This is a genomic window from Streptomyces sp. CNQ085, from assembly GCF_022614595.1.
Lineage (GTDB): Bacteria > Actinomycetota > Actinomycetes > Streptomycetales > Streptomycetaceae > Streptomyces.
Map to the genome: position 1 here is coordinate 1 of NZ_JAJFAU010000144.1, position 12,525 is coordinate 12,525.

Genomic DNA, 12,525 nt, shown 5'->3' on the forward strand with positions numbered 1-12,525 from the left:
CGGCGGCCCCGGGCCGCCGCGGGGCTCAGGAGTCGAGCCCGATGGCGAAGGCGGCCTCCAGGTCGTGCTGGGAGTAGGTCCGGAAGGCGATGTGGGTCTCGGTGGACTCCACGCCGGGGACCTTGCTGATGCGGCCCGGGATGACCTCCGCGAGATCGTCGTGCCGGGCCACCCGCACCATGGCGATCAGATCGTGGGCCCCGGTTACCGAGTAGACCTCGCTGACCCCCTCCAGCGCGGCGATCTGCTCGGCGATCTCCGGGATGCGGTCGGTGCTGGTCCTGATGAGCACGATCGAGGTGATCACGGCTTTCCCTTCTTCGGGGAGGGACCGCGGCGGTGCCCCGGCGGGCCTCGCGCTCTCGTGGTCCCACCACCGGCGGAGCTGGCCTGTTCACTGTAGCCCGCCGCCGGTGCCGGGCCCGCGGGCGCGGGGGAGGGGAGGGTCACCCCGGAGAGGGGGCGGTCCTCCCCTTACGCGGACGGTGTCGGCTCGGATACGGCTCTCCGCCGCGGCGCGCCCGGTGGCCGGCAGGCCGTAGGGTTGCGGGAACACCCCCGGCCGAGCGCCCGGGGTGCGCGCACCACGGAGACACCTCCGCCGTCCGGGGTACCCGGGCGCCGGAGACGGCAGAACGACAGGACGACGGCAGGACGACGACGGCAGGACGACGACGGCAGGGCCCGGACGGCGCGGCAGTGGACGCGCCGGCGGCACGGGAAGACGAGGAGAGGACGGAAGACGATGCCGGTTCCCCGACCGAACGAGGGCACGCGGTGGCGCTGCACGATGTGCGGCAATCTCACCCGCTTCGATGTGACGCGCTCCAGCAAGGTGGTGGAGTACGTCCACCTGGACCTGGCGGGGGAGCCGAGGGTCGAGGAGCGTGAGGTGCTCAGTGAGACGATCGAGGCGGTGCGCTGCCGCTGGTGCAACGCGGTGGACCAGGTCGAGCTGGTGGAACGCCCCAGCTCCAGCGCTCAGGTGTGACGACGGGCGGGTGTGAACCGTGGTGGAACGGACGGGCGGTGAGCGCGGACCGGGTGAGCCGGACCAGGAGGCGCTCGACCGCCCGCTGCCAGAGAAGGTGCGCCGCCGGGTGGTGGCGCTGACGGGCGACGCGCTCGGCGGCCTCACCGTCGCCGAACTCCCCGTCCCCCTGCGGCAGTACGCCCGTTTCACCCCCCAGCGTCGGGTCAGGTTCGCGGGCAACGCGATGGCCGCGGCGCTGGAGAGCGCCCCGGCCTTCCGGCAGCGCATCGCCGACCGGCTGTGCGAGGCGCTGCCGGAGCTGGCCGAGTCCGTCCGGGGCGGTACGCTCCCGGCCGCCGCCGATCCCGTGGACGTGGCCGCGGTCGCCTATGTGCTGCGGCCGGAGGGCTGGGCCAAACTCGTCGCCGCCGCGGGTGAGGAGGCTCAGCGGGCGCAGGCCGAACGCGCCGAGGAAGAGGCCGAACGGGAACTGGCCCGGCTCCGTGAGGAACTGGCGCGGGCCCGGGCGGCCGAGCGCACCCACACCGAAGGGCTCCGCTCGGAGCTGGAGGCCGCCCGTAAGGAGGCCGACTCACTGAACCGCAGGCTGCGCAGCGCGCTCAGTGACGTCAAGCGCGGCGAGGCCGCGGCGCGCAAGGCCCGGGCCGAGCTGGAGGAGGTGCGGGCCGCCGCCGCCGCGGAGAAGGCCGCCGCGGAGGGCGAGGCGCGCCGGCTGCGGTCGCGGCTGGGGGAGGCGGAGGCGGCCCTGGAGGCCGGCCGCCGCGCGGTCCGGGAGGGGCGCAGCGTGGAGGACATGCGCCTGCGGCTGCTGCTGGACACGGTGCTGGACGCCGCCCAGGGGCTGCGGCGAGAACTCGCCCTGCCGCCGGCTACGCACCGCCCGGCCGAGACCGTGGACGCGGTCGAGCCGGGCCGGATGACACCGAAGGACATCGCCCGGCGCGCCCTGTCCGAGGAGGACCCCGCACTGCTCGACCAGTTGCTGGCGCTGCCTCAGTCGCATCTGGTGGTGGACGGCTACAACGTCACCAAGACCGGCTACCCGTCGCTGCCCCTGGAGAAACAGCGGCTGCGGCTGCTGGGCGGACTGGCGGGCCTGGCGGCCCAGACGGGCGCCGAGGTGACCTGTGTCTTCGACGGAGCGGAGCTGGCGGCCCCGGTGCTGCTGGCGCCGCCGCGGGGGGTGCGGGTGCTGTTCAGCAAACCCGGACAGACCGCCGACGAGTTGATCCGGCGTCTGGTGCGCGCCGAGCCGCCCGGCCGTCCGGTGGTCGTCGTCTCCGCCGACCGGGAGGTGGCCGACGGCGTGGCCGCGGCCGGAGCCCGTCCGGTGGCCTCGCTGCTGCTGCTGCGGAGGCTCGGCCGTACCTGAGTCGCGCCGGAGCCGCACCCGAACCGCTTCCGAACCGCCTCCGGCGCACCGCCCGGCCCGTGTCCGACGCCGTGTCACCTTTCCGCGCCTGTCCGGAATGTCCGTCCGTAGTGGTACTCAGCGTCAGACGGTGGTCGCCGACAGTGGGGTGATGGTAAAGGATGTGGCCGACGGGCGAGATTTTTCCTATGAGGATTTGAAGCGATCACCGCGCATGGCTAGTGTCTGGCCCGAACCTCTGCGCAGTTGATCGCCCAACCGGGGCGACAGCGGAGGAACCGCCGAATCCGCGGCGCTCATCGCGGAGCCGGGTGGCCTCCGGGTCACTCCTGGCAGGCGGCTGAGGAAGAAGGAGCTCGCCCCAGTGGCGTCCCACCGTCGACCCAAGCAGCCGAACCGCACACGGGTGACCGTGCTCACCGCGACCGCAGCGGCGGCGGTCGCACTCACCTCCCAGACGGCCCAGGCCGACCCCAAGCCCACCAAAGAAGAGGTCAAGGCCAAGGTCGACAAGCTCTACGAAGAGGCCGAGCACGCCACCGAGAAGTACAACGGCGCCAAGGAGAAGCAGGAGAAGCTGCAGAAGCAGGTCGGCAATCTCCAGGACAGCGTCGCACGCGGTCAGGGAGAGCTGAACGACCTGCGCGACAGCCTCGGTTCGATGGCCACGGCCCAGTACCGCAGCGGCGGCCTCGACCCGTCCCTGCAGCTGTTCCTCTCCTCCGACCCCGACGACTACCTCGCCAAGGCCTCCGCGCTCGACCAGCTCGGCAGCAAGCAGGCCGGCGCGCTGAAGAAGATCCAGACCAAGCAGCGGACGCTCTCGCAGCAGCGCGAGGAGGCATCCGAGAAGCTGAAGAATCTGGAGGACACCCGCAAGGAGCTCGAGGACAAGAAGAAGAAGGTCCAGGGCAAGCTCGCCGAGGCGCGCCAGCTCCTCAACACCCTCACCGCCGAGGAGCGCCGGGAGATGGCGGCCGAGGAGACCCGCGCCAGCCGCGACTCCGCCGCCCGTGTGGAACTCGGCAGCTCGGCCTCCGCCAGCCAGCGGGCCGCCGCCGCCCTCCGGGCCGCCCAGTCCAAGATCGGGACGCCCTACGTCTGGGGCGCCACCGGCCCCAACTCCTTCGACTGCTCCGGCCTCACCTCCTGGGCGTACAGCCAGGCGGGCGTCTCCCTGCCGCGCACCTCGCAGGCCCAGGCCAACGCGGGCACCAGGATCTACTCCCAGAGTCAGCTCGCCCCGGGCGACCTGGTCATCTTCTACGGCGACCTGCACCACGTCGGCTTCTACGCCGGCAACGGGCAGGTGCTGCACGCTCCCAGGACGGGCGCCAACGTGCGCTACGAGTCGATCAACAACATGCCGTTCATGTTCGGCGTGCGCGTCTGACCGGCCGTCACCCCGGCCTATCGGCCTCCTCCGTGCGGATGAATCCCGGCGGAGGAGGCTTTTCTCTGCCCGCCTCCGGGCCCCGCCGCTGATCCGGCCCAGACCTCGGCTCTGACCTGGCGGGGGGCCGGCTCCGGCCCGCGGCACTCTTCCGCGCGGGAGGCGGGGACACGGGAACGGGCGGAGCGGCGGTTGGTGAACGGAGCGTGCCGCTGCGGCTACTGTCGGCGGCCACCGTCCACCGAAGCGGAAGGGAGAGCGGTCCCGCCGTGGTCTCGCAGCCTTCGTCCCGACACGCCCCCCGCCGTCCCGGCTCCCGCCGGCGCGTCCCGCCCTCCGGCCTGTCCGGGCTGGGCATCAGGGTCACCGCACTGTCCGCCGCCGCGGGCGCGGCGGCGGTGCTGACCGCGGCCCCGGCGGGAGCCGATCCCGCGGACGGGACGGCCCCGGCCGCGCTGAGCGCGCGCGTGGACCGTCTCTACGCCGACGCGGAACGGGCCACCGAGCGCTACAACACGGCTTCCGAACGCGTGGAGGAACTGCGCGAGCAGGTGGAACGGGCCCAGGACGGAGCCGCACGCGACCAGGCCAGGGTCAACCGGATGCGCGGGGACCTGGGCTCCCTGGCGAGCGCGCAGTACCGTTCCGGCGGCGTCGACCCGGCCCTCGCGCTGCTCCTGTCCGAAGGGCCGGAGGAGTACCTCGCCAAGGCCGCCGCCCTCGACCGGATCAACAACCGCCAGGCTGCCAGGCTCAAGGCGTTCCGCGGCGCGGTGCGCGCGCTGGAGCAACAGCGCGCCGAGGCGGGCGGGAAACTCGCCGAACTGCGGCGCAGGCGCGAGGCCCTGGGCGAGCACCGCGAGACCGTGCAGCGCAAGCTCGCGGCCGCCCAGCGGCTGCTCAACCGGCTCCCGCCCGGGGAGCGCGCCACCCGCGGGCACGACTCGCGCGGCGCCGGGCATCCCGGTGCGCCGGTGGAGCCGTCCCCCTCGTCGCGCGCCGCCGCGGCGGTCGCCGCGGCCCGCGGGGCGATCGGCGCACCGTACGCCTGGGGCCAGGCCGGCCCCGGCTCCTTCGACTGCTCCGGCCTCACCTCCTGGGCGTACGGCCGGGCGGGCGTCTCCCTGCCGCGCACCTCGCAGGGGCAGCTGCACGCCGGGCGGCACGTGCCGCTGGAGCGGGCGCTCCCCGGCGACCTGGTCGTCTACCGGTCGGACGCCAGCCATGTGGGGATGTACGTCGGCGGCGGACAGGTGATCCACGCTCCCCGCCCCGGAGCGCGGGTGCGGTACGACCCGGTCGGGATGATGCCGGTCGCCGCCGTGGTCCGCCCCTGACCCCGTCGTTCCCCCTCGTCCGCTCCCGGTCGGCCGCGCGCCCCGCACCGGGGCCGTACGATCGTCGGTGTGACGCGGAGGTGGCGGAGGGTGCCCGTGACGGCCGTACTGGTGGCCGGGCTGCTGGCGTTCCAGCCGGGCTGCGTGGAACGGGCGGAGGACGGCGCCGCGGAGCGCGGAGTGCTCCAGGCGGTACTGGACCGCCAGGCCGAGGCGGTGCTCACCGGTGACCGCGAGGCATACCTGGCCACCGTCGATCCCCGCGCGGACGGCTACCGGGACGCTCAGAGCACGGTGTTCGGCAACCTCCTCCGGCTGCCGGTCGACCACTGGTCCTACCGCGTCACCGCCACCGGCGACGACGCCTTCCCGCTCCCGCCGGACGCGGACGGCGGGAGCGGCGGGGACCGGGGAGCGGGCGCCCGGCGGGTCGCGGTCCGTGCCGAACTGCGCTACCGGATCGAGGGCTACGACCCCGTACCGGTACGGGACGTGGAGTACCTGACCCTGACCGAGCGGAAGGGCCGCTGGTACGTCTCCTCCGACGGCGCCGACGCCTCCGGCGGCCGCCGCGGCACCCGGCAGCTCTGGGAACAGGGAGAGATGACCGTCGTGCGCGGTGGACGGAGCCTGGTGCTGGGGGTCGGCCGTCCGGAAACCGAACTGCGCGCGCTGGCCGACGACGCCGACCGCGCGGTCCCCGGCGCCGACGACGCCTGGCCGCGTCCCTGGCCGCGCCGGGTGCTGGTCCAGGCCCCCGCCACACTGGAGCGGATGGCCGACCTCCTGGGCGGCCCGCCCTCCTCCTACCGGGGCATCGCAGCCGTCACCACCGGGGAGGCGGGCGGCCGGGGCCGGACGCCCGCGGAGCGGATCGTGGTCAACCCGGAGGCCTACCGGCTGCTGGGCGAGGAGGGGCGGCGGATCGTCATGACCCATGAGGTCACCCACGTGGCCACCCGCGAGCACACCACCGAGTCCACCCCGCTGTGGCTGTCGGAGGGCTTCGCCGACTGGGTCGCCTACCGGGGGGTGGAGCGCCCGCCCGGGAGGATCGCCCCCGTGCTGACCGAGGCCGTCCGCGAGGGCCGGACCCCCCGGAGGCTGCCGACGGACGAGGAGTTCGCCTTCGCCGGGGACGCCGACCGGCTCGCCCGCTCCTACGAGAGCGGCTGGCTGCTGTGCCGGATGGTGGCGCACAGGTGGGGCGAGGAGAAGCTGGTCGAGCTGTACCTGGCGGTGGGCCGGGCCGGCGGCGGCATGGACCCGGTGGTCCGCGAGGTGCTCGGCACCGGTATGGACGGGCTCACCGCGCGCTGGCGCGAGTACCTGCGGCGGGAGCTGGGCGGGCGGCGCTAGCGCGTACGGCCGTCCTCACGGGCGCCGCGCCGCGGGGCCCCTCGCCGCGGGACCCGTCACCGGGGCAACAGCCCGCCCTCCCGCCGTGGCGCTCCGGCCCCCTCCCCGGGCCCGTCCCCGCCGACGCGCCCGGCCGCCGGCTCCGCGCGGCGCAGGGGCTCGGTCACCGTCGTGCGCCACAGCCGGGCGCAGGACAGCACAGCGGCGGCCACCAGCAGCCCGTTGCGCACCACCAGCAGCGTGATGCCCAGGGCGTCGCTCGCCACCACGCTGCCGAAGTTGAGGGGGAACTCCAGCAGCGTCACCCCTGTCGCCACGACCACCAGCACGGCGGGCGGCCCCTGCCGCCCGGTGCGCAGCGTCACCGACACCGCGGCCAGGCCCACCAGCCAGACCATGTACTGCGGACTGATGACCCGGCTGGTGACGGTGAACAGCAGCACCGCGGCGAACGCGGCGTCCGCCGCGGTGCTCGCCGTCCACTCCACCGCGCGCAGCCGCCACCGCAGCAGCCAGCCGAAGGCGGCGGCGGTGCACAGCAGCGCCGCGGCGCTCACCACGTCCACGTACGGGCCCAGGAACTCCACCGAGCCGTAGTTCAGCAGCACCCGGCCCTCCCAGCCGAAGTGCCGCGCCACGTGGAAGACCAGGGCGCCCACCGACTCGACCTCGGTGCCGCGGTCGCGCTGGTGGGTGAGGAAGTCCAGCGCACCGGGCATGGCGGCGGCGAACACGGCGGTCAGCACCAGGGCCGCCGTCGCTGCCGCGCACCACACGGCACGGGTGACGCGCCCGCGCGGCGTGCCCACCAGCAGCAGCGCGGGCCACACCTTCAGCAGCGCGCCGAAGGCCGCCAGCGCCCCGGCCGTGCGCGGGCCGCGGGACAGTGCCAGCAGCGCGGCGACCGCGACGGCGGTGACCATCAGGTCGTAGCGGGCGTACACCGTCGGGCCCAGCAGCGGCACCCCGGCCACCCACACCCACGCGCCCGCGCGGCCGCGGCTCCCCTCCCTCCCGGCACCGCGCCGGGAGGCGTGCAGCAGCAGCCCGAACGCGGCGGCGTCGGCGGCACAGGCCAGCACGTAGAACGCCGCCGGGTACTCCAGGAAGGGCAGCAGCGCGGGGGAGAGGATCGCCAGCGCCGCGGCGGGCGGGTACTGCCAGGTGACGTCGTCCGACGGGAAGACACCGGTGCTCAGCACCCGGTACCAGCCCTGGTAGATCACCGACACATCACTGGTGACGTCCGGTCCCGGTACCGTGATCACCTTGAACACGCACAGGAGCACCACGGTCCGGGTGGCGGCCCAGGCCGCGATCAGAAGGCGCATGGACCGACCGTACCGGGTGCCGACCGGGCCCCCGGGGGCAGCGGGTACTGTCGGCGGCGATGGACAAGACCCTGATCGTCACCAACGACTTCCCGCCCCGGCCCGGCGGTATCCAGGCATTCCTGCACAGCATGGCGCTGCGGCTGGACCCGGAGCGGGTCGTCGTCTACGCCTCGGCCTGGAAGCGCGGCCGGGAGGGCGCCGAGGCCACCGCGCGCTTCGACGCGGAGCAGCCCTTCACCGTCGTCCGTGACTCCACGACCATGCTGCTGCCGACCCCGCGCGTGACGCGCCGAGCGACCTCGCTCCTGCGCGAACACGGCTGCGCGTCGGTGTGGTTCGGGGCGGCGGCACCGCTGGGGCTGATGGCCCCCGCGCTGCGACGGGCGGGAGCGCGGCGGCTGGTGGCGACCACCCACGGCCACGAGGCGGGCTGGGCCCGGCTGCCCGCGGCGCGGCAGCTGCTGCGGCGCGTCGGTGAGGGCACCGACACCCTCACCTACCTCGGCGAGTACACCCGCTCCCGGATAGCCGCCGCGCTCACCGGGAAGGCGGCCGCGCGGATGGTCCATCTGCCGCCGGGCGTCGACGAGAAGACCTTCCACCCCGGTTCCGGCGGCGACGCGGTACGGGAGCGGCTGGGCCTGGCCGGACGGCCGGTGGTGGTGTGCGTCTCGCGGCTGGTGCCGCGCAAGGGCCAGGACACTCTCATCCGCGCCATGCCGCGGATCCTGGCCGAGGTCCCCGAGGCGGTGCTGCTGGTCGTCGGCGGCGGGCCGTACGAGGGGGCGCTGCGGAGGCTGGCACGGGAGACCGGGGTGGCCGGCTCGGTGCGCTTCACCGGTGCGGTGCCGTGGGAGGAGCTGCCCGCCCACTACGGCGCGGGCGACGTCTTCGCCATGCCCTGCCGCACCCGCCGCGGCGGGCTCGACGTGGAGGGGCTCGGCATCGTCTACCTGGAGGCGTCGGCCACCGGTCTGCCGGTTGTCGCCGGGGACTCCGGCGGCGCGCCCGACGCCGTGCTGGACGGGGAGACCGGCTGGGTGGTGCGCGGTGGAGCCCCCGGCGGCGAGGCGGCCGAGGAGACGGCCGACCGTATCGTGAACCTGCTCAAGGACCCCGCACTACGACGCCGGATGGGCGAGCGCGGCCGGCAGTGGGTCGAGGAGCGCTGGCGCTGGGACCTGCTGGCCGACCGGCTGCGGGCACTGCTCTAGGCGTACCGCCCTGTGAGGTGCCGGAAGGACGGCGAACGACGTGCCCGCGCGCACCACGCGGTGGACGCCCCATTACGCGTACAGCGCCTCGATCTCCCGCGTGAAGTCCCTGGCGACCACACCGCGCTTGAGCTTCATCGAGGGCGTCAGATGCCCCGACTCCTCGGTGAACTGGTCCGCGAGGAGGCGGAACTTGCGCACCGACTCGGCCCGGGAGACGGCCGCGTTGCCGTCGTCCACCGCTCGCTGGACGGCCGCCAGCAGCTCGGGGTCCTCCAGCAGCCGCTCCCTGGACAGGCCGGACTTGCCGTGCTCCTCGGCCCAGCGGGGCAGGAACTCCTCGTCCAGCGTGATCAGCGCGGCGACGAACGGGCGGCCGTCGCCGACCACCATGCACTCGGCGACCAGGGCGTGGGCCCGGATCCGGTCCTCGATGACGGCCGGGGCGACGTTCTTGCCGCCCGCCGTCACCAGGATCTCCTTCTTGCGGCCGGTGATGGTCAGATAGCCGTCCTCGTCGAGGGTGCCGATGTCACCGGTGTGGAACCAGCCGTCCTCCATCGCCTCGGCGGTGGCGGCCTCGTTGTTCCAGTAGCCGCTGAAAAGGTGCTCACCGCACAGCAGCACCTCGCCGTCATCGCCGATGCGGACCGTCGAGCCCGGCAGCGGCTGTCCGACCGTGCCGACCTTCGGGCGGTCGTAGGGGTTGAAGGCGGTGGGCGCGCAGGACTCGGTCAGCCCGTAGCCCTCCAGTACGGTGAAGCCGATGCCGCGGTAGAAGTGCCCCAGTCGCTCGCCCAGCGCCGCGCCGCCGGAGATGGCGTGGGTGGCCCGGCCGCCGAGGACCGCGCGCAGCTTGCCGTAGACCAGCTTGTCGAAGAGTCTGTGCTTCAGCCTCAGGCCCAGCGAGGGCCCGGAGGGGGTGTCCAGCGCGCGGCTGTAGGCGATCGCGGTGTCGGCGGCCCGGTCGAAGATCCTTCCCTTGCCCTCGGCCCGTGCCTTGGCCCGTGCCGAGTTGTAGACCTTCTCGAACACCCGGGGCACGCCCAGGACCAGCGTCGGGCGGAAGCCGGCCAGGTCGTCGGTGAGCCGCTTGATGTCGGGGCTCAGACCGAGCCGGATCGGCGCCATGACGGCGGCGATCTGCACCATGCGGCCGAAGACGTGGGCGACCGGCAGGAAGAGCAGCACCGAGCCCTCGCCGGGGATGAACAGCGGCTTGAGCCGCTCGACCACGTTGCCGCAGTCGGCGAAGAACGCCCGGTGGGACAGGACGCAGCCCTTGGGGCGGCCGGTGGTGCCGGAGGTGTAGACGATGGTGGCCGGGGCGTCGGCGTCGGCGGCGCCGCTGTGCTCGTCCAGGACCGCGTCGGCGACCTGTGTGCCGGAGTCGGCCAGTTTCCGCACCGCGCCGTCGTCGACGGTCCACAGGTTGGCCAGCTCGGGCAGCCGGTCCCGTACGGACTCCACCGCGGCGGCGTGGGCGCCGCTCTCCACGACGCAGCCGACCGCGCCGGAGTCGGAGAGGATCCACCGGATCTGCTCCGGCGAACTGGTCTCGTAGATGGGCACGGTCACCGCGCCGGCGCTCCAGACGGCGAAGTCCAGCAGCGTCCACTCGTAGCGGGTGCGCGACATCAGGCCGATCCGGTCGCCGGGACGCACGCCCGCCGCGATCAGGCCCTTGGCGGTGGCCCGCACCTCCGCCAGGAACTCCCGGGCGGTCAGGTCCTCCCAGCCGTCCTCGGCGTCCTTGCGGGCGATGACGGGGAGGTCGGGGTGCTGTGCGGCGTTGCGGCGGATGAGATCGGTCAGATTTCCGTCCGCGGGCACCTCGTACAGGGCCGGAAGGCTGAACTCGCGCAAGACTGATGCTCCTCATCGGCGCCGCCGCGGATCCGCGGGGAAACGGACCTCCGCCGGCTCTGGCCCAAGACAGGGGTCTTGAGGGTGGACGGCCACGGACGTTACCCACCGGTACGGGGCTCGGGATAGGGGGTGGTGCCGAGATGTTCGGTGCGTCACACACCACGGGACTGTCCCCAGCAGGGTAGTCCACGCGGCCGGCGGCCACGAAGGAGACGCAGGTCCTGGGGGTGTGCGCGGTCCGTCCGCGCGCCGGGGCACGAGCTTCTAGGGTGGTCCCATGCGAGTCCATGTGGTGAGCGACGTACACGGCAACAGCCGGGACCTGGCCACGGCCGGCGAGGGCGCGGACGCGCTGGTCTGCCTGGGCGACCTCGTGCTGTTCATCGACTACGCCGACCACACCCGCGGCATCTTCCCCGACCTCTTCGGCGCGCGGAACACCACCCGGTACATCGAGCTGCGCACCGCGCGCCGCTTCGACGAGGCCCACGAGCTGTCGGCCCGGCTCTGGGCCGACGTGGACAGGGCGGGGGCGGTGGAGGCGGCCGTGCGCCGCCAGTACGCCGAACTGTTCGCCGCCTTCCCCGCCCCCACGTACGCCACCTACGGCAACGTGGACATCCCCGGGCTGTGGCCCGAGTACGCCCGGGAGGGCACCACCGTCCTGGACGGGCGGACGGCCGACATCGGGGGGCTGCGCTTCGGCTTCGTCGGTGGCGGCCTGCCCAGCCCGATGCGCACGCCCTTCGAGGTCGACGAGGAGACCTACGCGGCCAAGGTCGCCGCCCTCGGCGAGGTCGACGTGCTGTGCTCCCACATCCCGCCCCTGGTGCCCGAGTTGTGCTACGACACCGTCGCCCGCCGCTTCGAGCGCGGCAGCGAGGCGCTGCTGGAGGCCGTCCGCGCGGTGCGGTCCCGGTACGCGCTCTTCGGCCACGTCCATCAGCCCCTGGCGCGGCGCACGCGGATCGGCCGGACCGAGTGCGTTAACGTCGGCCACTTCAACGCCACCGGCAGGCCCTGGGTCCTGGAGTGGTGACGGCGCCGGACGAGTGCCGGACGAGTGCCGGACGAGCACGGGCGGGGTACGGGGGCGGGCGGGCCGTCGCACCCGCGCGCGGTAGCCTTCCCCCGCAGACGGCGGCGGACCACGAGCCGTTGCGCAGCAACGCGGAGGAGCCACAGGGATGGCCGAGCACACCAGGTCGAGCATCATCGTCGAGGCGGCACCGGCCGAGGTCATGGGGGTGATCGCCGACTTCGGGCGCTACCCGGAGTGGACCGGCGAGGTCAAGGAGGCCGAGGTACTCTCCACCGACGACCGGGGCCGGGCCGAGCGGGTACGGCTGTTGCTCGACGCCGGGGCCATCCGGGACGAGCACACCCTCGCCTATGAGTGGGCCGGGCCCGAGGAGGTCCGCTGGTCCCTGGTGAGGTCGCAGATGCTGCGCACCCTGGACGGCGTGTACCGCCTGCGGGCCCTCGACGGCGGCAGCCGCACCGAGGTGACCTACCAGCTCACCGTGGACGTGAAGATCCCCATGCTCGGCATGATCAAGCGCAAGGCCGAGAAGGTCATCATCGACCGCGCTCTGGACGGGCTGAAGAAGCGCGTCGAGGGCGGAGCCAAGCCCTGAGCGGGCGGGGCGCCCC

The 12,525-nt window shown here is 74.0% G+C and carries 11 protein-coding genes; 8 read left to right on the forward strand and 3 right to left on the reverse strand.

Going from position 1 to position 12,525, the window contains the following annotated elements; genetic code table 11:
• Nucleotides 1-25 precede the first annotated feature (25 nt).
• Nucleotides 26-307: an Lrp/AsnC family transcriptional regulator gene (locus LJ221_RS20035; RefSeq protein WP_093848456.1), complete on the reverse strand. Its 282-nt coding sequence runs from the start codon at nt 305-307 to the stop codon at nt 26-28.
• A gap of 438 nt (nt 308-745) precedes the next feature.
• On the opposite strand from LJ221_RS20035, the gene LJ221_RS20040 reads away from it, so the two are divergent.
• From LJ221_RS20040 to LJ221_RS20060, 5 genes are all read left to right on the forward strand, one after another.
• A complete protein-coding gene (locus tag LJ221_RS20040) occupies nt 746-991 on the forward strand; it encodes a hypothetical protein (protein ID WP_241718114.1) in 246 nt (81 codons plus the stop codon).
• 19 nt (nt 992-1,010) lie between these two features.
• Nucleotides 1,011-2,366 carry an NYN domain-containing protein gene (locus tag LJ221_RS20045; RefSeq protein WP_241718115.1) on the forward strand — a complete coding sequence of 452 codons (1,356 nt, stop codon included), beginning with the start codon at nt 1,011-1,013 and terminating at the stop codon, nt 2,364-2,366.
• A gap of 364 nt (nt 2,367-2,730) precedes the next feature.
• Nucleotides 2,731-3,759, forward strand: a complete 1,029-nt coding sequence (locus LJ221_RS20050; protein ID WP_241718116.1) for an NlpC/P60 family protein — start codon at nt 2,731-2,733, stop codon at nt 3,757-3,759.
• Nucleotides 3,760-4,028: 269 nt separating this feature from the next.
• Entirely contained in the window at nt 4,029-5,096 is a 1,068-nt protein-coding gene (locus LJ221_RS20055; protein ID WP_374228513.1) for an NlpC/P60 family protein, read from the forward strand.
• Between the two features lie 69 nt (nt 5,097-5,165).
• Nucleotides 5,166-6,455 (forward strand): hypothetical protein, encoded by a 1,290-nt coding sequence (locus LJ221_RS20060; RefSeq protein WP_241718117.1) that lies wholly within the window; start codon nt 5,166-5,168, stop codon nt 6,453-6,455.
• Nucleotides 6,456-6,511: 56 nt separating this feature from the next.
• Here LJ221_RS20060 and LJ221_RS20065 read toward each other — a convergent pair whose 3' ends face one another.
• A complete protein-coding gene (locus LJ221_RS20065; protein ID WP_241718118.1) occupies nt 6,512-7,786 on the reverse strand; it encodes a glycosyltransferase 87 family protein in 1,275 nt (424 codons plus the stop codon).
• A gap of 59 nt (nt 7,787-7,845) precedes the next feature.
• Here LJ221_RS20065 and LJ221_RS20070 point away from each other — a divergent pair, with 59 nt between their 5' ends.
• Nucleotides 7,846-9,003, forward strand: coding sequence for a glycosyltransferase family 4 protein (locus LJ221_RS20070; protein ID WP_241718119.1), 1,158 nt, complete (start codon nt 7,846-7,848; stop codon nt 9,001-9,003).
• Nucleotides 9,004-9,075: 72 nt separating this feature from the next.
• Here LJ221_RS20070 and LJ221_RS20075 read toward each other — a convergent pair whose 3' ends face one another.
• Nucleotides 9,076-10,869: a long-chain fatty acid--CoA ligase gene (locus tag LJ221_RS20075; RefSeq protein ID WP_241718120.1), complete on the reverse strand. Its 1,794-nt coding sequence runs from the start codon at nt 10,867-10,869 to the stop codon at nt 9,076-9,078.
• Nucleotides 10,870-11,149: 280 nt separating this feature from the next.
• Here LJ221_RS20075 and LJ221_RS20080 point away from each other — a divergent pair, with 280 nt between their 5' ends.
• Both LJ221_RS20080 and LJ221_RS20085 read left to right on the forward strand, forming a co-directional pair.
• A complete protein-coding gene (locus LJ221_RS20080) occupies nt 11,150-11,911 on the forward strand; it encodes a metallophosphoesterase (protein ID WP_241718121.1) in 762 nt (253 codons plus the stop codon).
• 148 nt (nt 11,912-12,059) lie between these two features.
• Nucleotides 12,060-12,509, forward strand: coding sequence for an SRPBCC family protein (locus LJ221_RS20085; RefSeq protein WP_241718122.1), 450 nt, complete (start codon nt 12,060-12,062; stop codon nt 12,507-12,509).
• Nucleotides 12,510-12,525 lie beyond the last annotated feature (16 nt).